The 20,023-nt window shown below is 64.1% G+C and carries 16 protein-coding genes, 2 tRNA genes and 2 pseudogenes; 8 read left to right on the top strand and 12 right to left on the bottom strand.

What is annotated here, in order from left to right; translation table 11 throughout:
- The first annotated feature begins 82 nt into the window (after nt 1–82).
- Nucleotides 83–253: a hypothetical protein gene (locus GRI99_RS10785; RefSeq protein ID WP_160772057.1), complete on the top strand. Its 171-nt coding sequence runs from the start codon at nt 83–85 to the stop codon at nt 251–253.
- A 98-nt stretch (nt 254–351) separates the two neighbouring features.
- On the opposite strand, the gene GRI99_RS10790 is transcribed toward GRI99_RS10785, so the two are convergent.
- Together GRI99_RS10790 and GRI99_RS10795 are read right to left on the bottom strand one after the other, a co-directional pair.
- A tRNA-Ser gene (locus tag GRI99_RS10790) sits at nt 352–419 on the bottom strand.
- Nucleotides 420–694: 275 nt separating this feature from the next.
- Nucleotides 695–1,000, bottom strand: a complete 306-nt coding sequence (locus tag GRI99_RS10795; RefSeq protein ID WP_160772058.1) for a hypothetical protein — start codon at nt 998–1,000, stop codon at nt 695–697.
- A gap of 224 nt (nt 1,001–1,224) precedes the next feature.
- Here GRI99_RS10795 and GRI99_RS10800 point away from each other — a divergent pair, with 224 nt between their 5' ends.
- The 5 genes from GRI99_RS10800 (at nt 1,225) to GRI99_RS10820 (ending at nt 8,482) form a co-directional block, all read left to right on the top strand.
- The gene (locus GRI99_RS10800) at nt 1,225–1,908 is read left to right on the top strand and encodes a hypothetical protein (protein WP_160772059.1); all 684 of its coding nucleotides are present in this window, start codon (nt 1,225–1,227) and stop codon (nt 1,906–1,908) included.
- Nucleotides 1,909–1,926: 18 nt separating this feature from the next.
- Nucleotides 1,927–3,342, top strand: a complete 1,416-nt coding sequence (locus GRI99_RS10805; RefSeq protein ID WP_160772060.1) for a sensor histidine kinase — start codon at nt 1,927–1,929, stop codon at nt 3,340–3,342.
- Nucleotides 3,339–3,992: a response regulator transcription factor gene (locus tag GRI99_RS10810; RefSeq protein WP_160772061.1), complete on the top strand. Its 654-nt coding sequence runs from the start codon at nt 3,339–3,341 to the stop codon at nt 3,990–3,992. Before GRI99_RS10805 ends, GRI99_RS10810 begins: the two co-directional genes overlap by 4 nt.
- A 156-nt stretch (nt 3,993–4,148) precedes the next feature.
- Nucleotides 4,149–7,586, top strand: a complete 3,438-nt coding sequence (locus GRI99_RS10815; protein ID WP_160772062.1) for an autotransporter domain-containing protein — start codon at nt 4,149–4,151, stop codon at nt 7,584–7,586.
- Between the two features lie 140 nt (nt 7,587–7,726).
- Nucleotides 7,727–8,482: a 2OG-Fe(II) oxygenase gene (locus tag GRI99_RS10820; RefSeq protein ID WP_160772063.1), complete on the top strand. Its 756-nt coding sequence runs from the start codon at nt 7,727–7,729 to the stop codon at nt 8,480–8,482.
- Nucleotides 8,483–8,627: 145 nt separating this feature from the next.
- On the opposite strand, the pseudogene GRI99_RS18735 reads toward GRI99_RS10820, so the two are convergent.
- A pseudogene (locus GRI99_RS18735) lies at nt 8,628–8,756 on the bottom strand (ArsC/Spx/MgsR family protein); the annotation flags it as partial.
- Between the two features lie 64 nt (nt 8,757–8,820).
- Here GRI99_RS18735 and GRI99_RS10830 point away from each other — a divergent pair.
- Nucleotides 8,821–9,186 carry an NAD(P)-binding protein gene (locus GRI99_RS10830; RefSeq protein WP_272917408.1) on the top strand — a complete coding sequence of 122 codons (366 nt, stop codon included), beginning with the start codon at nt 8,821–8,823 and terminating at the stop codon, nt 9,184–9,186.
- Nucleotides 9,187–9,817: 631 nt separating this feature from the next.
- On the opposite strand, the gene GRI99_RS10835 is transcribed toward GRI99_RS10830, so the two are convergent.
- The 3 genes from GRI99_RS10835 to GRI99_RS10845 form a co-directional block, all read right to left on the bottom strand.
- The gene (locus GRI99_RS10835; RefSeq protein WP_160772064.1) at nt 9,818–10,774 is read right to left on the bottom strand and encodes a hypothetical protein; all 957 of its coding nucleotides are present in this window, start codon (nt 10,772–10,774) and stop codon (nt 9,818–9,820) included.
- Between the two features lie 109 nt (nt 10,775–10,883).
- Entirely contained in the window at nt 10,884–12,242 is a 1,359-nt protein-coding gene (locus GRI99_RS10840) for an SEL1-like repeat protein (RefSeq protein ID WP_160772065.1), read from the bottom strand.
- A 43-nt stretch (nt 12,243–12,285) separates the two neighbouring features.
- Nucleotides 12,286–12,615 carry a hypothetical protein gene (locus GRI99_RS10845; RefSeq protein WP_137710442.1) on the bottom strand — a complete coding sequence of 110 codons (330 nt, stop codon included), beginning with the start codon at nt 12,613–12,615 and terminating at the stop codon, nt 12,286–12,288.
- Nucleotides 12,616–13,406: 791 nt separating this feature from the next.
- Here GRI99_RS10845 and istA point away from each other — a divergent pair.
- Nucleotides 13,407–14,691: pseudogene (gene istA, locus GRI99_RS10850) on the top strand (IS21 family transposase); the annotation flags it as partial.
- A gap of 75 nt (nt 14,692–14,766) precedes the next feature.
- Here the strand turns inward: istA and GRI99_RS10855 are convergent.
- The 6 genes from GRI99_RS10855 to GRI99_RS10880 all read right to left on the bottom strand — a co-directional run bounded on the left by GRI99_RS10855 (nt 14,767) and on the right by GRI99_RS10880 (nt 20,023).
- Nucleotides 14,767–14,904 (bottom strand): hypothetical protein, encoded by a 138-nt coding sequence (locus tag GRI99_RS10855; protein WP_160772066.1) that lies wholly within the window; start codon nt 14,902–14,904, stop codon nt 14,767–14,769.
- A 231-nt stretch (nt 14,905–15,135) separates the two neighbouring features.
- Nucleotides 15,136–15,211 (bottom strand) — tRNA-Lys (locus GRI99_RS10860).
- A 90-nt stretch (nt 15,212–15,301) separates the two neighbouring features.
- Nucleotides 15,302–16,417, bottom strand: coding sequence for a rod shape-determining protein RodA (rodA, locus tag GRI99_RS10865; RefSeq protein ID WP_160772067.1), 1,116 nt, complete (start codon nt 16,415–16,417; stop codon nt 15,302–15,304).
- The gene (gene mrdA, locus GRI99_RS10870) at nt 16,414–18,432 is read right to left on the bottom strand and encodes a penicillin-binding protein 2 (RefSeq protein ID WP_160772068.1); all 2,019 of its coding nucleotides are present in this window, start codon (nt 18,430–18,432) and stop codon (nt 16,414–16,416) included. The genes rodA and mrdA overlap by 4 nt, the downstream gene beginning before the upstream one ends.
- The gene (gene mreD, locus GRI99_RS10875) at nt 18,432–18,986 is read right to left on the bottom strand and encodes a rod shape-determining protein MreD (protein WP_160772069.1); all 555 of its coding nucleotides are present in this window, start codon (nt 18,984–18,986) and stop codon (nt 18,432–18,434) included. The genes mrdA and mreD overlap by 1 nt, the downstream gene beginning before the upstream one ends.
- Nucleotides 18,986–20,023: a rod shape-determining protein MreC gene (locus GRI99_RS10880; protein ID WP_160772070.1), complete on the bottom strand. Its 1,038-nt coding sequence runs from the start codon at nt 20,021–20,023 to the stop codon at nt 18,986–18,988. Before GRI99_RS10880 ends, mreD begins: the two co-directional genes overlap by 1 nt.

A 20,023-nucleotide genomic window follows, 5' to 3' on the forward strand; every position in this document is an offset into this window, starting at 1 on the left:
GGATAAAGCGGCGTTTGCCCCGAGCGAACCAGCGCCCTATTCATCGTTCCGGCGACAAACATCGAAGGGCAAGACCGCAACGATGAGTGCCGCTCAGGAACGGGTGGTGTGGCGTGAAAAGACCCCGGATTTTCAGTTCAAGGTTGCCCAGAAGGTTGCCGCCAATGAGATGTTCGGCTTCCTGCTGCCAACGGACCCCGACCTGATCGCGCGGGCGCGATGGCGAATCACCATAAATCCCAAAAATATCTGAGCGAAAATGAAAGCTACCTAGGGAGCTACCTAGCGAGAGTTCGCTGCTTTCAGTGACCTCTCGCTCTGAGTATAAAATCCTGAAATATTTGAGAATTTTGGTGGACGCACTAGGGCTCGAACCTAGGACCCGCTGATTAAGAGCGGCTTTGCGTCCACATGCGTTCGCTAGTGTCCGCCGAATTTGGTGCACCCGCAAATTTTTCAAGGTGAACTGCGCCGAGCAATTGATGGTGATGGCAGATGCCTGCTGCCTAACATCCGATCCGAGGTTAAGCCCACACCTTGCTGATTTATAATGGCGTCACCAACGATCTGACCAAAGAAGATACCGGCCGTAACTCACTGAGTATCCGATGCAGATCCCGCGGAGGCAAAGCCAGCGGATCGACAAGCCTGGCTGCCATCCACGTGATCTCAGGCTACGGTATCTTGGCCGTCATCAAAGGTGATAGACGGAGCGGGCGTCCCGCCGCCGTTTGCACCCGCCTTCGTAGAAAAACATGAGATCGGCGCCGAGATGCAAGGCTTTTTCATGTGCTCGCGGTGCCACAGTGACCAGCCGGGCTTTCAGCATGTCGCCGGCATCCTTCTTCATCTGATTGCAGTTGGCCCTGAGGTCGTTGGCCGACCAGATCGTATCGGCATTCATCCCGGCAAGCTCATCAACATAGCTGCACGCTGTGATCAGACTGCGGGCCCAGCTTGGAAGCATTATACCTTCGCCGCCAGTGCTGTCTCGGGTCACGCCCTGACACAGGTCCTTGACCCGCTGACGGCTACCTTCGGAGGATTCTCCCGTACCGGAAACATCGCATTCGTGGATGCGGCAGTCATCCCCCGGTTCAGGGGATTGTGACTTGTGAGAATGCCCTGTTCAGGGGGTGGCGCGAATCCACGGCATCGCTAAGTCTTGTTTGCTAGGCAGTAATACGGGGCCGGGTAAGTTTCATGAGATCGCCGGCGACTGTAATGATCGGGCTGGTTCTCGCCGGACTTCTGGCCGGGGCTGTCCTGATACAAATGGCGACCAGTCGGCCATGGCTGGCCCTCGCGTTTACCGCAGATGATTCCGGTATCATCCATGTGACGCCTGCGTCCGGCGTTGATGGCTCTGCGATCGTTTCCGGGCCGATCGCTGCCATCCGGGTGAGCGACGGCAGAAGAGTTGCGATCGAGGCTGGCGATCTGATCGAAGAGCCGGACACGCTGGCGACCTATGCCGATATGCGGCGCTTCTTTGCGCGACAGTCGATGCTTGCGGGGGTGGTGAGCGGCCCGAGTGTTTCGATCGAAACGGCAGGTGCCAGGCCCGCGCAGCAGACGACCCTTTCACCGGCGCGAATGCGGCCCATCAGCGATCTTCCTGCCGCCTTCTGGGTGCAGATGCTGGTTGGACTGGCAAGTTTCCTCATCGGCGGCTGGGTCTGGGCGCTGCGGCGCAGCGATACGGCTGCCCGCCTTTTCGCCCTGGCGAGCCTTGGCATTCTTGTTTTCACCTTTCCTGCCGCGCTTTACAGCACCCGCGAACTCGCCATCGACGGCGACCTGTTCCGCGCCCTTTCGGTGATGAACCACGGCGGCGCGCTGCTGTTCGGCGCGGCGATGATTGCCCTGCTGCTGCGTTATCCAAGGCCTCTGGTTCCGGCCCGTTGACTATGGGCGCCGTTCGCGTTGTTCGGGGCATGGTGGCTGGGTGACAGCCTGCAGGTGTTCGATGGCCCCCCTGCCGGTTCGCACCTGCCGACGATGCTGGAGATGCTCGGCATCCTTTTTGCAGCGGCGGGACAATATTGGCGCTCGCGCGGTGATCCGGCGGCGCGGGCGGTAGTGCGCTGGTTCGGCCTGTCGGTCGCGGTCGGGGCAGGGGCATTCGTCTTCACGGTCATTGCGCCCAGCCTGGTCGGGCTGACGCCGGGCTTGCCGCAGGGTTATGCCTTTGCCTTCTTCCTCCTGATCCACATCGGCATGGCCATCGGGGTCGCGCGTTACCGGCTGTTCGATCTCGATCGCTGGGCCTTCCGCATCCTGTTCTACATGACCGGCGCCGCACTGCTGATCGCGGTGGACGCGGCGCTGATTTCGTGGATCGCGCTTGAGCGTGCGCCGGCTTTCGGGCTGGCGCTTGTAATGGTAGGCTTCCTGTACCTGCCGCTGCGGGACATCATCGCGCGCAAGCTGTTCCGGCGTGATGCAGAGATCGAGGCAAGTTTTCAAGACATGCTCGCCATAGCGCTTGCAGAGGACGAGGCGGAGCGCATGGACCGCTGGCGCGGCTTGCTTGAGCGGGTGTTCCAGCCGCTGAAGATAGTCGCCGGTCAAGTGATTGGCGCGCCCATGGTGATTGAAGACGGCGCAGCCCTGGCGATCCCCGCCACCGGTCCGCTGCCGCCGCTGCGCCTGGAACATGCCATGCACGGTCGGTGCCTGTTCGGTTCGCGCGAACAGGCCAAGGCGAGCGAGTTGTGTTCGATGCTATCCCACGCCATCGCCAGCCGTCTTGCCCACGAACAGGGCGTGGCGGAAGAACGCCAACGCATCACCAGCGACATGCACGACAATATCGGGGTGCAACTGCTCGGCGCGCTGCACAGCCGCGATCCGGTCCGCAAGGACGAGCTGATCCGCGACACGCTCGCCGATCTGCGCGAGATCATCAACAACAGCGCTGGCGAGCGGCTGACCCTGGCCGAACTGATGGCTGACCTCAGGGTAGAGATCGCCGATCTGCTGTCATCGACCGGTATCGGGCTGGTCTGGCAGGTGGACACCCGGGCCGAACTTCCGCCGCAATCAGTAGCCGCAATGCGCTCGATCCTGCGCGAGGCCGTGGGCAATGCCCTGCGCCATGCGGAGGCCACCACGGTCGGCATACGGCTGGGTGACGTGGCGAGCGGCCTTGTCCTGATGGTTGCCGATGACGGCAACGGCTTCGATCCCGAAACCGCGCCAGCGGGCAACGGCCTGCGCAACATGCGCTCACGGGCCACGGCGCTCCACGGCACGATGAAGGTTTCGCGGGGCGCTGCCATGGGGATGCGCGGAACGGTGATCGAGGTTCGCTTTCCGCGCGAAGGCGTCGCGGCGTGAAATCCGTGCTGATCCTCGAAGATGTATCGGAAACGCTGCAGTGGCTGGGCGAGATCGCGGCCGAGGCGTTTCCGGGTTGCGGGGTGACGGGTGCCTCCACCGTGCGCGATGCGCTGGCCGCAATGGACCGGCACGTGTTTGACCTTGCCTTGATCGACCTGCGCCTGCCCGACGGATCGGGGCTGGATGTGCTGCGCCAGTTACGAGTAAATTCTCCCGATACGATCTGCGTCGTCACCACCGCGATGGCCGATGACAGCTCGATCGTCGGCGCGCTTTCGGCTGGCGCCTCGGGCTACCTTTTGAAGGAGCAGATGCGCGAAGGGATCATCCGCCAGTTGCAGCAGATCAAGGAAGGGGTGCCGGCGCTGTCGCCCTCGATTGCCCGGCGGATCATGGAGCATTTCCGGCGGACCGGGCCGGCAGCAGGCGAAACCGGCAACCTGACAGCGCGCGAGCTGGAAGTGCTCACCCTGATCGGACGCGGCATGCGCAATGCCGAAGTCGCCGCGCAGCTCATGCTCAGCGAGAATACGGTCTCGGGCTATATCAAGGCGATCTACCGCAAACTGGGGATTTCCAGCCGGGCCGAAGCGTCGTGGCATGCCGCGCAGCTTGGTTTGTCCTATGGCGGAAAAGAAGGGAAGTGACTGCCTCGAAGATCGCAGGTGTCATGTATTTTCAAGTAATTGTCTCCGCCGCGTTAGCCCCTTGAACAGGGGGTGCATGATGTCCCGAAGACCAGTTAGGCGGGGATCGGCTCGCGGTACTGCGCGCGCGGGCGTTTAACGGGGACAGTTTCAGAGATGACCGGCACGTTTGCGACCAACGCTGTATTGAAGACCACGACCGCCATTGTGGGCACGCTAGGTTCTGTTGCCCTGCTGGCGGGATTGCCTGCACCTGCGTTCGGACAAGTCACCGGCTCGGAGCAGATCCCCGGAAGCCCAGACGGAGCCGAGAACGGGTCGAACTCCGACGGCAATTCCGTCGATTTCGTGGACATCTCCGGCGACGGTACGTCGGTCATCGGCTTTCACAACAAGGTGGTCGGCAACAAGTCTGTTCTCGAAGCCTGGGTATTCACCCCGACCGGCGCGACGAAACTCGCAGCGCCGACCGGCTACCTTCACTACGTTGGCTATGGCATATCCGATGATGCCTCAGTGATCGTCGGCGAGGCCAAGCCGACCGCACGCACGGATTTCACCGGCATGGTGGGCGTAAAATGGCTGAACGGCACGCCCACGATCCTGGCACAACCTACCGGCGCTGGAAATTACAAGGCAGTCGCCGTCAGCGGTGACGGCAATATGATCGGCGGTCTGGCCAGTATATCGGGCTTCAACATCCCGATCCTGTGGACGGGCACCGCCGCTCCAGAGCAGCTGCTTCAGGTCGGCACGACCAGTCCAGTGCAGAATGGCGTGACCTTCAACGCCGAAATTACCGGCATCTCACGGGATGGCTCGGTCATCGCCGCTATCGGCGGGCGCGGCCAGCAGTGGGGCGCAAATGGAACCATCGTCGGGCCAAACGTCCAGGCGCTGCGGTGGACCCGCGCCACCGGCTTTGTCGAACTGGGCGTTCTTGCCAGCCATTCCGCCGCAGGCGCGAGCAGTTGGGCGAACGACATTTCGGCCGATGGCGGAACAATCGTCGGCTATTCGCAGCAGGGCGGCGTGATGGGCAACGACCTGTTCAGGAACGATAACCAGATCGCCATCAAGTGGACCCAGGCGGGCGGCATGGTCGCCTTGCCAAAGCTGACCAACCAGGTCGCATCCGTTGCCTCCGCAGTGAATGCCGACGGCAGCGTCATCGTAGGCGAGGCAATCGTTCCTGGACAGACCATCGGCACCTTCGTGGTCAACGAATCCCATGCCGTGCGCTGGACTGGAGCCAATGCGCAAACGGTTGCGGCATGGCTGGCCGCCAATGGCGTGGCCAATGGCACGAACCAGTACCAGCAGGCGTTGGGCGTCAGCGACGACGGCAACGTGATCGTGGGACAGGGCATCATCAACGGCCACAGGCAGGGCTATATCGCCCGTGTCGTCGGCGCTGCACCAACGCCGACGCCCACTCCGACGCCGACACCCACTCCTGCACCCACGCCGACTCCGACACCCACACCAGGACCGGTGACTATCAGCGCCCCGACGCCGGCCCCCATTGCTACGGCAGTTCCCTCGATCACCGGCGATGATCTGCTTCCAGGTGGTCCGGGGAGCGGCAATGTCCGTTACAACAGCATTTCCGGAGACGGACGCGCCATTGGGACCTCTGATGGGTTCATCGTAACGGGCTCAGGGCGTTACAAGGTTCCTCTGCCCGACGGTTTTTCAACCAATCAGATGACGATAAGCGGGCTTTCCAATGACGGGACCGTAGCCGTCGGATCCTATGCTGCCACCTCCCAGATCACTGCGGCCTTCCTGTTCCGCAATGTCGATGGCACGGGAACATCGGTCAGGCTGCCGGGATTTGACGGCGCGGTTAATGTCCAGGCGCTCGGCGTTTCGGCGGATGGGCGCGTGGCCGTGGGCTTCAGCTCGCCGGAGTCCAGCGCCAGCGCAAGCACTCGCGCGGTCATCTGGATAGACGGCGGTCGCGCCAGGCCGATCACGTCGAACGGATTCGCCTATTCGCTGGCCCGCGCGGCCTCAGCCGATGGATCCGTCGTCACCGGAGAGGCTTCGGGAGGCGACTTTGATGGCCAATTTTCGGCCTTCCGCTGGACTCAGGCAGGCCAAATGGTGTCGCTGGGAGCGATCGGCCGCTACGGTGAGTCGTTCAGTTCCTCCGGAAACGACATTTCCGCAGATGGCTCGGTCATCGTCGGGAGCTCAACCGCTCCTACCGGTATGGTCGCATTCCGATGGACACAGGCCGGTGGGATGGTCGCGCTTGCGTCCCTGCCGGGAGAAACGCGATCAGTCGCCAACGCTGTAAGCGCCGACGGCGCGGTCATCGTCGGCACCTCGTCTGCGGGTTTCACCGACTCGGCAGTTCGCTGGACGGCCGCTGGCACCCAGTCGATCGCCGATTGGCTCGCCGTTGCGGGCGTGAACAACGGCGCGAATATCTATAACAGTGCGGCCGATGTGAGCGCTGACGGCACGATGGTGATCGGGCACGGGAACATCAACGGCACCAGCCAGCCCTATCTTGCGAGGGCCGCAGCCGGATCACCCGCTCCGACGCCAACGCCAACGCCAACGCCAACGCCCACGCCGACACCGGCTCCGACACCAACGCCGACACCCACTTCAACTCCGGCACCGACACCCGCTCCAACACCAGGAACCGGCGTCATCGGTCTCGACGACTTTGGAGCAACCGTGATGCAGGCAGCGCCCAATCTAGCGTTGCAGGGTGGGCTTGGGCTGATGATGTGGGGGGCGCATCACCGGATCCTCACCGATTATGTTCAACCTGGCCGCGGCTGTGCGTGGACCGTGCTCGATTATCGCCGGGATGGCCGCAATGACGGGGATTCCACGTTGGCCGAAGCAGGCGCCTGCGTTGACGCCGGCCCGCTCCGGCTAGGGGCTGGCATCGGCTATGACCGGTCGAATTCCGATCTGCCGCTGGGCGGCAGGCAAAAGCTCGAAGGCTGGCATGGCGTGGCCGAGGCCGACCTGCGGCTCGGGCAGAGCGGTGCTGTGATGAGTGCGACGGCGATCTATGGTGTGTGGAACGTCGACCTGCGTCGCAACTACCTCAACGGCGCGAACACCGACACCAGCACCGGATCGACTGACGCCCGTGGGCTTGCCCTGCGCGCTCGGCTTGACTGGTTTGACATCGTGGGAAGCGGCCGCTTCGGACTGAACCCGACGATCAGTTACACTTGGAGCCGGGTGACGGTCGATGGCTATACCGAGACTGGCGGCGGCTTTCCGGTCACTGTCGGTCGCTCCAATGACGAAGCTTCAGAAGGGCGCCTGGGCCTGACCGGTCGCTTCGCCCTGGCCGAGCCAACCACGCTGCGCCTGCGCGGGGAGTACATCCACCGCTTCGACCGGTTTGATGCTGGCCCCGCGTTCCAGATCATCGGCACCGGCATGGGCGGCGCGGGCGGTCTCTATGCGGTAGACCGTGACCATGCCCGCCTGGGGGCAGACATCGACCAGCGGATCGGGCGCAGCGCCGTGCTCTCGCTCTCGGCTCACAAAGCCGTGGGCAACGCGGGAGGCAACCCGTTCTCAGTCAGCGCCTCGTTCCATTTCGGGTTCTGAGCCAGGGGTTCTCGCGCGAGGGGCCAAGGGCTCGGCGCGCAGGAACCAGTTCGGCCGAAAGGGAGAAGATGCAACGAGTCGAGCCGAACTGGCAGGAATGGATCGCCAGCAACCTTTCCGCAGGCTGTGACCCGGGGGACATGCAAGGCCGCATGGTCGCCGCCGGGTGGAACGAGGCGGATGCACGGGCGGCCCTTGCATCGGGAATCAGGCAGGTGTTACCCGGCCTGACAGGGCAGGCCCTCGCCCTTCCGGTTGTTCCCGACATGGGAACGGCAAGGTGTGACGGACGCGACATCAAGGTGATCATGCGACTGGCCAGCCCTGCCGTGGCCGTGTGCGAAAACGTGCTGTCACCTGCGGAGTGCAGCGAATTGCTCGCCTATGCGCACGACCGGGGCTTGCACCCCTCCACCGTGGTGGACGAATTGAGCGGGAAGAATGTACCGCATCCCGAAAGGTCGAGTGCCGGTGTGATGTTGGCCGGCGCCGAAACCGGGCTGATCGACCGGCTGGAGCGCCGCCTGGCCGCACTTACCGACTGGCCAATCGCCAATGGAGAGGGCCTGCAGATCCTGCGTTATCGCAAGGGACAGGAATACCGGGCGCATTTCGATTCCTTCCCCGATGGCACGGGCGGCGCAGTCCACACCGCGCGCGGCGGGCAGCGAGTGAATACGGTTCTGGTCTATCTGCAAAGTCCCGAAGCGGGCGGGGGCACTGCCTTTCCCGCTTGCGGGCTCACCGTGTGTCCACAGCCGGGATCCGCAGTGATTTTTCGCAACGTCGATGATACGGGCCGACGAGATCCTGCCAGCCTCCACGCCGGACTGCCCGTTGTTCAGGGCGAAAAGGTGGTCATGACCTATTGGCAACGCGCCGGACCTTATGCTTGACTGCCAACGATCGATCGCGTCGGGCATATCGTCAAACCAATTGCACACGCATGGCACAATTCCATGCTATCAAAAATGAACTCCCCTGCATATTCGCAGCGCAAGACGGCCCGGCTCGTCACAAGACCGCATGGAAGATTGAGGCTGGCCGGTTGATCAGGACCGGATGATCCATCATCGCATCAACTAGTTGCGCGTCCGTCAGGGCCAGTTTGTCGAGCCCGAGTTCTGCAAAAGGCGTCCCCTTTTCACACAGCAGCTCGCGCGGGGTGATCTAGGCTCGCCCGATCATGCTGGCGGCGTGCCTAAAGAAGATGATCTCAAGCGCTGGCTCCAGGATGAGGGCATGGAGACCCAGGGCATTTGTCATTATCGGCGGCGGCCAGATGGGGCTGTTGCTGGGCTACTACCTCAACCGCGCCAAGGCCGATTTCCTGATCCTCGATGTCGAAGACGAGCCGGGAGGTGCGTGGCGGCACAGTTGGAATTCACTGCGCCTGTTTTTATCTGCGGGTTACAGCGCGCTATCGGCCTGGCTGATGCCGCTGCCTACGCATGAGGGTTATCCAACCTGCGACGATTTGCTCGACTTGACTGACGGCACCCTCCCAAACAATCACCAGATTTCCGTTATGGCCAAGTACAGTAGAAAACCGCCCGTCACGACCATCAAGGCAAACACCCCTGTCATCACCCAGAAGTAGAGGGGCTGTCTTTCCGCTCGGACGTATATCCATCCCGACTTATCGCGCAGGTGCCTGTTCCGGAGCGCCGACCAAAAACCTTCCAGTCCGATAATGACGGACAGTATTCCGAGCAAACACTTCATGATGAAGTACGTCCGGAGGTCAATTCATCCGCAGCAGTGGGAAAGCTTTCCGCCTGGGACAGGGTGAGGTAGGTATCTCGACAGACCTCTTCCATTACCAGGCCCTCCATCTCGAGCCAGTGTGGGGACCGGAGCCCTGCTTCAGAGTCCCGCGTGTCGAATAGGTCGCCCTCCCGAAAGCGCTCCTGCCGAAGCCTCCGGAATTGCGACCTATCGCAATCATACTCATTGAGAAAGGCGTCGATCAGCAGGGAACTGTCCAGCGTCAACCAGACAGACCATGACCAAGCCGTTCTGACGTTCGGCGGCGGTCTGGTCTGGCGCCGAGAGATAAGCTCCCCAGCGTTCATCCTGGCTGAGAACGTATACCCGCTCGTCAAGCGGCGCCGACTGCAGCCCGGGGCCAATCAGGAGGGTCGTCGCAAGGACTACCGCCGGGATCATAAATCACTCCACGCTGCGGCTCCGGATCCGCCAAGGTCGGCTGTAACCATGTTTCACAGGCGTCAAGGGCGGGACGACAAGCTCTCCGATGACGCCGGCCTGAATACGCGGGTGGCGCGGTTCCATTCGAGGGGGACGGTTTCGCAGATCTCGCCAGCAAGACAGGGCCGAGCGTCGAGCAGCCCTGCAGGAGTGCGGTCTACCTGAAATGCTGGCCAGCGACCGGGCGCCGCGACGAAGGCGCGGGAAGCACCGTCCGTCTCGTCGGAGATCCAGACTTCGTAGCCATAATCGGCAGCCGCCTGCTCCGCGCAGAAGCTGGGCGCCTCGATAACCCAGTCCCGCTGGCCGTCGCCGTTCAAATCCGGTGTCGAAGCGACGGCTGGGTAAGAGACGGTGAATGCATCGGCGTCATTCGGGTTGCCACAGGCGCGACGCCCGGCGAGATACCTGTCAAAGACAGCCGCCGGAATATCATCCGGCAACTTCGGTCTTCCATCGACCTCGCCGAGATCGACGGTCCCCTCGCCAAAGCCGCTGACGACAGCTTCGCCATCGGAACTCGGGCGCTCGGAAAGGCTGCGGGCGGCCGGGTCCCAGGCCCAGGCGAGGCGGCAAACTTCCCGAACCGGGAGGCAGTTCAGGTGGTGAAACGAAGCCTCCAGTCGGACCTCGTCGCCGACTGTGCGGATGTCCGGATCCCAAGCCTGTCGGTCGAACACACGCAAGTAGCGATTGTCGCCGCTGACGTACAGGCTGAGACGACAACCTCCGGTTCCGCAGAGCCGTTGGTCTTCCGGCCAGCGAATCAGCCAGTCCACGACCCCGTCCCGGCTGACGTCAACTGGCAGGAGCACCCCGGCAGGCGGTTCCGACAACGGGTTGGGACGGTTGGTGGGGTCCTCGATATCGAAGCTGGTATGGTTCAGTACGTCCAGAACATACCAAACGAAACCGGGTGGGGGTTCTTGCGAAAGAACGCCGACCGGGGCCAGGGCAAGCCAGAGGCCTGCGAACATAACCCGTCCAGGTAGGCCTAAGACCATTGAGTTCGTCAGCCCCTTAAACACGCGTCTGTTTCTGGGGTGGGTGATGCCCCCGCCGCCATATTGTTAACTAATCGGTTCGTCACCTCTTGGGTTTGCTGCCCATGCCCACTTTAGGTCCGGACGCTGGCGTCACCGTCTGCGCGATGCCCAGACGGCGCATGGCCTGCTGTACCTCGTCCATGGCCAAAGTTTCGATGGCGTCGTGGTAGCCCAGCGCCGCGGCCGCCTGAAGCAGCTCGATCCCTCGCCGCTCATCGCTTGTGATGCCGCCTTCGCCGACGAAGGTCATCTTGCCCAGCACGGTCAAGGCTTGCGGATCGTTCTGCGCGGCTCCCAAGCGGATATAGCGCAAACCTTCGGGGACGTTTTCTGCCACGCCCTGCCCCAGCATGAGCGAGAGACCATAGACGCCCTGCGCCTCGGGATGGCCCAGATCGGCCGCGCGGCGAAATAATTCCAGGCCCGCTGCCACGTCGTTGGGCACTCCTTGGCCGGTCATGTATAGTTGCCCCAGGAACGACATGCCTGCCGGATCGCCGGCTTCGGTCGCGCGACGGAACAAGGCGATGGCCTCCCGCTGGTCTTGCGCCACGCCCCTTCCGACGAACATCATCCGCGCCAGTTCGGTCATCGACGGACCGTGGCCCTGTTCAGCCGCGAGGCGGGAATAGTGCGCCGCGCGTTCCCAGTTCTCCGCCGTGCCTACTCCTAGTGCGTAGACAATGGTACCGAGAGCTACCTGAGCAAACAGTTCGCCCGCATCGGCTGCCCGCTCCAGGTTGGCGACGGCAACAGGATCCAGCTGCCCGTCGGCCAGGCCGCTCAGCCGATAGAGCCCGTTCAGCCCTGCGCCGTAAGTGCTGCCTGCAGCCGCAGCCCGGGCCGTGGCGTCAAGTGCCAGCGCCGGGTCCTGCGGACCTGCGATCCCCTCGTGCGCAAAGTAGCCTAGGTTGGCCAGCGCCTCGGCATGGCCGCGTTCGCCCGCGGTGGCAAACCAGCGGCGCGCCTGGGCATCGTCCCGTGGGACGCCGGCATATCCGGTGTAATAGAGCCGGCCGAGGTTCCACGCACTTACGGGATTGCCGCCTTCAGCCTCGGCGATCAGCCGAGCCACCACTTGTTTGGACGTTTCCTGCTGATAGATGATGTACGTGCGGCGATCGACCACGGACTGCGGTCCCCCGCGTGACTGACTGCCGCTGCCAAGCGCAGCCGCCAGCCCGTCCAATGGGGTGCCCATGCCACCCGATCCTGACGAGGAAGACGAGGAGGACGAGCCGCTGCCCAGCGAACGCTGCTGCTCCAGCCCGGCCTGGAAGGCCCGGTCGGCTGCGGCGCGATCATTGGCAGCATCTTGCGCCCGCATCGATGCCATCATGCGCTGGCGGTTGGCCTCGTCGTTGGCGGCGCTCCACTGCGCCTGCGCGGCCTGCGACACGGCGAGTAGGCCGACTGTCAGCAGCGCATGCAAAAATCGACTGCTAGCCACTGAAGGGCACTCCTGGGCCTACCGGGCCGTTGTGGTTCCGACGGATACTCGTGATGAACTCCATCGCGTCCTTCTGCTGCACAAAGAATTTGCAATATTCGGACAATTCGGGGTCGGATGCATAGCTCTTGTCGCGCAGCGTCGCGGCGAATTTCGCGGCAAGCGTCGCCATCGACGAGTCTTCGGCGGCAACCGGATTCGTCCACAGAAGGCGGTTCTTGCTCGGCTGGATCGCCACGCACGCGGCGTAGCCCGAACGGGCCTGGGCAGGGGTTGCCGCGAGCGCGATCGCGAAGGTGGCGGCGGCTAGTAGGACGCGCATTTGAGTTCTCCCAATCAGCGATGCTACGTGGCCCTTCAGACCGGGGTTTGCCGACATGAAAAAGCCACACGAAAGTAAAAAATGGCGGTGAGACGGACTCCCACCGCCAGAGTTACCTTCAAGAAACTCCATTACCGGAGCGACTTGGAGGCCGGGTCGCCCCTTCCTTATGAGCTGTCCGCTGATCGCCGCACACCCCCCGAACGGGGGAGGGCAAAGATAATCTCCTACGCATCGGGCGCTATCTGGGCACTACAACAGCCCTTCGCCAATGGCGGTTTGATTTGATTCAGCGCTGCTGACGGAGGTGAGGATGCGTCGGGGGGTGAGTAGCCCCTAGATTTCTGGACGCCTTCGATCCTAATTTTGAGGACAGGAGGCGACCATGGGGAAGCCCAATTTCAGCGATGAGTTCAATCGCGGTGCGGTACCCCAGATCACCGAGCGTGGTTACCCGCCTGCGACCGGAATATCCCGCAATGTGTGGTCTTACGACTTCGTCTATGGGCGCAGGGACGATGGCCGCAAGTCCCGCATCCAAAGGTGCCATGCTGATTTAAAGCAGTATGGGATTAGCCGTCGCACAGTTCGGCCAGTGATCTGCCCCACCGTGTCGCGCGACGATCAGGGTGTGAAAGCGCGACAAACAAGATGAGAACCCGGTGTGTCGGGAACGGCGGAGGGCGTAGCCCGTAGCCGTTCCCGACACACCGGAGGCGCTCTTTGCGGGGTGCCTATGATGGTCGTGGTGGCCGCTATGCATCGGGTTTTCCGGGAGGAGGACCTGGCGTGTGGCCGGCCGACACATCAACGATCATCAGGTGAGACTTTTCATGACCAACAGACGTAATGACCCCGTCGCTTTGGCGGCGGCGAAGGCCGGGTTCGGCCCGGCGACGGGCTATCGGATTCTGCAGGACGCCCGGTTGCCATCACAGCGGCAAACACCGCAGCCGGCGCCGGCCCGATCCCCTTGCCGGTATCTTCGATGAAGTGGTCGTGCCGATGTTGGAGGCTGCTCCGGGCCTTCGGCCCATAGCGATCTTCGAGGAACTGCGGCGTCGATATCCCGAGACGGTGTTCGGCTCCCGGCGAACGCTGGAGAGGCGCATTCGCGACTGGCGCGCCATGAACGGGCAGGATCGCGAAGTCATTTTCCGGCAAGTGCACGAGGCGGGGCGGCTCGGTCTGTCCGATTTTACGTGCATGGACGATCTGGCAGTTTCGATCGCCGGACAGCCTCTGGACCACCTGCTCTATCACTTCCGGCTTCCTTGTGGCGGCTTCGAGCATGGGCACGTCATCCTGGGCGGCGAGAGTTTCGTTGCCTTGGCCGAAGGGCTGCAGAACGCGCTCTGGTCCGCAGGCGGCGCGCCGAAGCTTCATCGCACCGACAGCCTCTCGGCCGCCTTCCGCAATCTGGACGCCGATGCCAGGATCGATCTGACCAGGCGCTATGACGCGCTCTGCGCCCATTACGGAATGGAGCCCACGAGGAACAACCGGGGCGTTGCCCATGAGAACGGCGCGATCGAGAGTGCCCATGGCCATATCAAGGCTGCCGTGAAGGATGCGGTGCTGCTGCGCGGTAGCGGCGACTTCGCCGACCTTGCCGACTATCGCCGCTTCATCGACGAGGTCGTAAATGCGCGCAACCGGCGGCACGGCCCCGGGATCGATGCCGAACGCAAGTTCCTGCGGCCTCTGCCGGACCTGCGCACCACCGACTACGAAGAGATCCTTGTGACCGTAACTTCCTCGGGCGGCTTCACGCTGCGCAAGGTGTTCTACACGGTCCCATCCCGCCTGATCGGGCACCGCTTGCGGGTTCGCCTATATGATGACCGCCTCGACGTCTTCATCGGCGGCACGAGGCTCATGACCCTGCCGCGCGGCCGCGCGGGCATGAACGGGATGCACGGCCACGTTGTCGATTACCGCCACGTGATCCATTCCCTGCGCCGCAAGCCGATGGCGCTGCTAGGGCTGGTCTATCGCGACAGCCTGTTCCCGCGAGATGCCTATCGCCTGATGTTCGACCACTTGCTGGAAGTTCAGGGCGAGCGGGAGGCATGCACGCGGTCAGCCGTGACATGTTCTCCAGATGCAAGATTGAGAGCACATCTATGATACGCTCTACTGCGCTCGCGGTCAGGCAGAGAACCTGGTCAACTGCCAGCGCCGCGTCGTCGTCCGGATCGAGGCCGGCGCGATGGGCATGCGCTCAAAGGTGATCTTCTGGATCGGCTGTTCAGTGGCCGAATTCATAATGGCAGTAACGTTGCTCATCGCCGCAACGAAACCGAGAGGAGCCGCTTTCCGGCTACGGTTCGACCGCAGGTTGGTCCGTCCGGGAAATACGACACCTCTCCAAACATTCCCGGTAGTCCACCCAGAACTCAATCGATGGGGATAATCGGTTGGTAAAGGGCGTGCTACCTAGATAGCTACCTAGCGCAAATGACGCCACTAGGACCCGCTGAAGGCAGTGTTGTAAGTGACTGAATTTACTGGTGAAGGTGGTGGACGCACTTGGGCTCGAACCAAGGACCCGCTGATTAAGAGTCAGCTGCTCTACCAACTGAGCTATGCGTCCATTCCGGCGAAGCGGAATTCCCGAGAACCGCGCGGCGGCGAATCAGCGGGAGAGGCGCATATAGCGGAGATTTCGCGGCTGAAAAGGCCCTCAAATGCCCTGCGACGAACCTTTTCGCGTCCACCGGTCCACCATCATCAGTGTGCCCAGGCAAATCAGGTTGGTCATCATCGACGTGCCGCCGTGGCTCATGAAGGGCAGCGGGATGCCCACTACGGGCGCCAGCCCCATCACCATCATCAGGTTGATCGCCACGTAGAAGAAGATCGTGGCCGTCATCCCGCCGGCCAGCAGGCGGCTGAACCGGTCGGGCGCGGCGCGGCTGACGTTGCGGCCCCAGGCCAGGATGATGCCGAAGACCAGCAGGGTGAAGATGCCGCCCACCAGGCCCCATTCCTCGGCCATCGTGGCAAAGACGAAGTCGGTGTGCGGTTCGGGCAGGTAGTCCAGGTGGCTCTGCGTGCCGTTGCCGAAACCCTTGCCGAACACGCCGCCGCTGCCGATGGCGATCTTCGACTGGGTGATGTGATAGCCGGTGCCCAGCGGGTCACTCTCCGGATCGAGGAAAGTGAGCACGCGGTTGCGCTGGTAATCGTGCAGGGCAAAGAAATAGGCCAGCGGAGCAGCCACCACGGCCGCTGCCGCGCCGCCCAGGAACCACCACAGCGGCAGGCCTGCAAGGAACAGCACTACGATGCCGCCAAAGGTAATCGCAAGGCCGGTGCCCAGGTCCGGTTGGAGGAGAACCAGGCCTACCGGCAGCCCGATCAGCACGGCGGGCCCCGCCAGGGCGCGCCAAGACCCGACCATGCCCGGCGGCAGCAGGCCGTAGAAATAGGCCAGCGCCAGCACGATGGTGGGTTTCATCAATTCGCTGGGTTGCAGGCGGATAAAGCCCAGGTCCAGCCACCGCTGGCTGCCGCCGCCCACCTTGCCGACGATCTCCACTAGCACCAGCAGTAGCAGGATCAGCCCATAGGCGGGATAGGCCCCCTTCAGCACCAGTTCGCGCGGGGCGAGCGAGATGGCGAAGGCCATCACCAGGAACACGGCAAAGCGGATCAGGTGGCTCCAGGCATAGGGGCTCATCGATCCGCCCGCCGCCGAATGGAGCACGGCGCCGCCGAACAGCACCAGCGCGGTCAGCGGCACCAGCATGGCCCAGGGCACATGGCGCAGGAAGGGGGGGAGGGTCATCGCCTTCATGCTGCACCCCCGCTGCGATCGGCGCCTTCGGTGGGCTCGGCCCCTTCCGCCGGTGAGGCGGGCAGGCGCGATTCAGCATCCACCCGGCGCAGGCCGGTTACCGGCATCGCCGTCTCCGGTGCCACGCGGACTCCGGCGGCGGCGCTGGCATAGGCGGCATAGGTGGATGCCAGCCGCTCCTGCGCGGTGCCGCCCCAGCTTGCCTCCAGCGCGTGCAGGGCATCCATGCCCTTCTGCGGATCGAACAGGTAGGTGAGCACATCCTTTGCCACCGGCGCGGCCGAGCGCGAGCCGCCCACGCCATGCTCGATCACCACGGCCCCGGCATAGCGCGGCCGGTCGACCGGGGCGAAAAACACAAACAGGCCGTGGTCGCGATACTTCCACGGCACGCCCGCACCGCCACGCGCGCCGCTGGACAGGCCGCGCACCTGCGCCGTGCCGGTCTTGCCGCCCATCGTGATGTCATCGAACGGCAGCTTGCTGCGCACGGCGGTGCCGGCCCCGTTAACCACTTCCCACATGCCCTGCCGCACGATCTCGAAATGCGCCGGATCATAGCCGAAAGTGCCCGGTTCCGGCCCCTGGCCCAGCACCAGGCGCGGCCGGATGCGCTTGCCCGAGGCAATGCAGGACGCCATCACCGCCAGTTGCAACGGGTTGGCCAGCACATAGCCCTGGCCGATCACCGAGTTCAGCGAATCCGAATTGGTCCATTCCTGCTCGAACCGGCGCAGCTTCCAGGCGGCATCGGGGACCGTGCCATAGCTCTGGCTGGCCACCGGCAGGTCGTACTTCTCGCCCAGGCCCAGCGTGCGGGCCATATCGGCGATGATCTCGTAGCCGTGCTTGTGGGCCATCGAGTAGAAATAGGTGTTGCAGCTCTTGGCGATGGCGGTGTGCAGGGTCATCGGGCCGTGTCGGCCCAGGCAGCGGAACACGCGGTTGCCGAGGCGATAGCCGCCTCCGCACACCACCGTCTCCTGCGGATCGACCCCTGCTTCAAGCAGGGCCATGCCCGCCATCGGCTTGAGCGTGGAGCCGGGGGGATAGAGGCCGCCCAGCACCTTGTTGCGCAGGGGCACCCGCTCGTCCTGGCTCAGCATCTGGTATTCCACCCGGCCGATGCCTTCGGAGAAGCTGTTGGGATCGAAACTGGGCATGGACGACATGCACAGCAGGTCGCCAGACTGGCAGTCCATCACCACCACCGAACCTGATTCCAGCCCCAGGCGGCGGGCGGCATAGTCCTGCAACGGCCCGTCGATCGTCAGGCGCAGCGAATTGCCCTGCACGTCCTCGCGCGTCTCCAGGTCGCGCACCACGCGCCCGCGCGCCGTCACTTCTGCCCGCCGCGCGCCGGGCTGGCCGCGGAGAACCTGTTCGAACTGCTTTTCCAGCCCGTCCTTGCCCAGCTTGAAGCCGGGGGTGACCAGCAGCGGCACCGGCTCCACCTCGTATTCCTCGCGGCTGGCCGCGCCGACATAGCCGATCAGGTGGCCCACCGCCGGACCGGTGGGGTAATAGCGCGAATAGCCGCGCTGCGGCACCACGCCGGGCAGTTCGGGCGCGCGCAGGCTGACGGCGGCGTAATCGTCCAGCGAGACGCCGGCTGCTACCTGCACGGCCTGGAACCCTTGCGCTTCGTCCACACGCTGGCGCAGGTCGGCCACGGCCACATCGTCCAGCCGCAGCAGCGAGGCGAGCAGGGTAATCTCGCGGTCCGCATCATCCAGCCGGTCGGGGATGATGTCGACCCGGAAGTCGGCGCGGTTCGAGGCAAGGGGCGAGCCGTGGCGATCAAGGATCCAGCCGCGCCGGGGGGGGATCAGGGTGAGGTTCACCCGGTTGCTCTCCGCCTCCATCTGGTACTTCTCGTTCTCGCCCACGGCGATATAGCCCATGCGCGCGGCCAGCAGCAGGCCCACGCCGCCCTGCACAGCGCCCAGCACGAACATGCGGCGGTCGAACGTCTGCTTCAGCGCGTTGGCGTTGGGAGACTTGTCGATCGCCATCAGGTCAGCCGCCTGACGCGCAGCAGGCGCAGCCGGTCGAACAGCGCAACCAGGCTGGCGACAAGCGGGAAAAGGATGATTGCCAGCAGGATCTGCGGCAGCAGCACGCGCAGTTGCACGAAGGTAAGCTGGGCGCCGGATACCAGTCCGGCGATCATCAGGTAGGCCACGATCAGGGCACAGGCCGCGCCCCAGTTCTGCAGGAAATTGCGCCAGGGGAAACGGCCGTCGATCAGGTCCAGGGCGATCATCGCCAGGCTGAACAGCATGATGCCGCTGCCGAAGGGCTGGCCGGAGTAGAGGTCGTCGAACAGGCCCAGCGGAAAACCCGCCCACAGCGGCAGCACCTGCGGGCGCAGCAGCCGCCAGGCCACCAGCAGCATGAAGGCCAGCGGCGGCAGCACGGGGGCAGGGGCGATGATCGGCGAGAGCGGGGCGAGCGAGGCGAGCAAAATCGTCACCCACGGCACCGCGCCCGCCAGCAGCGGGCTCTGGTCGCGGTTGATGCGGATCCCGAACGCGTCGTGCTGATCGGGTGGAACGAGGTGGTCCATCAGTCTGCCGCCGGTCCAGCGGCAGGCGGCTGATCGGCAGGCGTTGCAGGCGCAACGGGCGTCGGCGAACCGGTCCGCGTGGCTGTCGGCGTAGGGATGGGGAGCGGAGAGCCGGTTGCGGGCGCAGCCCCTGCGTCTGCACTGGCGCCGGGCAGCGGCAGGCCCTGGTCGATCACCTCCAGCGCCTGCACGGCGGGCCGCTGCCAGATCGGCTCCACCGTCACCACGTCGCTGGCTGCTGGATTGGAAAGGAGCTGGGCGATGGCCCCGTCCTCGGTGATCCGCACGGCCACGGCCACGGCAATTCCGGGGCGGAACAGCCCGCCTGCGCCGCTAGTGACGAACACGTCGCCCACCTTCAGCGGGTTGATGCCAAGGTTGATCAGCCGCACCCGCAGCAGGCCATCGGCGCGGCCCTCGGCAAAGGCCAGCACGTCGTCACCAGCGCGGCGGACGGGAACCATGCTCTCGCTGTCGGTCAGTAGCAGCACGCGCGAGGAATAGGAGCCGGCTTCCAGCACCCGGCCCACTAGCCCCAGCGGCGAGGTGACCGGCATCCCGGCCCGCACGCCCTGGGTGCGACCGGCGGAGAGATAGGCAAAGCGCCGCGCGCTGGACGATGTGGAGCCGATCAGGCGGGCCACCGCCACCGGACGGTTTTCACCCCGGGTTACCCGCAGAACGGCCTTGAGCCGGTCATTCTCGCGCCGCAGGGCCTCGGCCTCGGCCAGGCGCACGCGGGCAATGGCAATCTCGCGCTCCAGTTCGGCATTGCGGCTGCCGGCGCGGTAATAGCCGCCGATCGCCTCGAATACGCTGCGGCTTTCCACCCGGCCAGCGGCACCCGCGCGGCCGGCGGGGGAGGCCAGGTCCGCCGCCATCGAACGCAGGCCGGCAAAGGTCTCCGGGCTCCACAACGAGATGATCAGCAGGAAGGCCCCAAGCAGCGCCCCGGAGCCCGCGACAACATAGCCGGCGAACAGCCCTAGCTGTGCCCGCTTGTTGGCGCCGGATCTGTGCGCAGCCGGCGGTGCCAT

The sequence above is a fragment of the Alteraurantiacibacter buctensis genome, assembly GCF_009827655.1.
GTDB lineage: Bacteria > Pseudomonadota > Alphaproteobacteria > Sphingomonadales > Sphingomonadaceae > Alteraurantiacibacter > Alteraurantiacibacter buctensis.

Excerpts from the sequence above, each read along its gene's own strand:
- GRI99_RS10855 (WP_160772066.1), bottom strand. The coding sequence starts at position 14,904 with ATGAGCAACGTTACTGCCATTATGAATTCGGCCACTGAACAGCCGATC.
- GRI99_RS10820 (WP_160772063.1), top strand. The coding sequence starts at position 7,727 with ATGCAAGGCCGCATGGTCGCCGCCGGGTGGAACGAGGCGGATGCACGG.
- GRI99_RS10845 (WP_137710442.1), bottom strand. The coding sequence starts at position 12,615 with ATGCGCGTCCTACTAGCCGCCGCCACCTTCGCGATCGCGCTCGCGGCA.
- GRI99_RS10835 (WP_160772064.1), bottom strand. The coding sequence starts at position 10,774 with ATGTTCGCAGGCCTCTGGCTTGCCCTGGCCCCGGTCGGCGTTCTTTCG.
- mreD (WP_160772069.1), bottom strand. The coding sequence starts at position 18,986 with ATGGACCACCTCGTTCCACCCGATCAGCACGACGCGTTCGGGATCCGC.
- GRI99_RS10815 (WP_160772062.1), top strand. The coding sequence starts at position 4,149 with ATGACCGGCACGTTTGCGACCAACGCTGTATTGAAGACCACGACCGCC.
- GRI99_RS10785 (WP_160772057.1), top strand. The coding sequence starts at position 83 with ATGAGTGCCGCTCAGGAACGGGTGGTGTGGCGTGAAAAGACCCCGGAT.
- GRI99_RS10880 (WP_160772070.1), bottom strand. The coding sequence starts at position 20,023 with ATGGCACCGCCGGCTGCGCACAGATCCGGCGCCAACAAGCGGGCACAG.
- mrdA (WP_160772068.1), bottom strand. The coding sequence starts at position 18,432 with ATGGCGATCGACAAGTCTCCCAACGCCAACGCGCTGAAGCAGACGTTC.
- GRI99_RS10800 (WP_160772059.1), top strand. The coding sequence starts at position 1,225 with ATGATCGGGCTGGTTCTCGCCGGACTTCTGGCCGGGGCTGTCCTGATA.
- rodA (WP_160772067.1), bottom strand. The coding sequence starts at position 16,417 with ATGAAGGCGATGACCCTCCCCCCCTTCCTGCGCCATGTGCCCTGGGCC.
- GRI99_RS10830 (WP_272917408.1), top strand. The coding sequence starts at position 8,821 with ATGAGGGCATGGAGACCCAGGGCATTTGTCATTATCGGCGGCGGCCAG.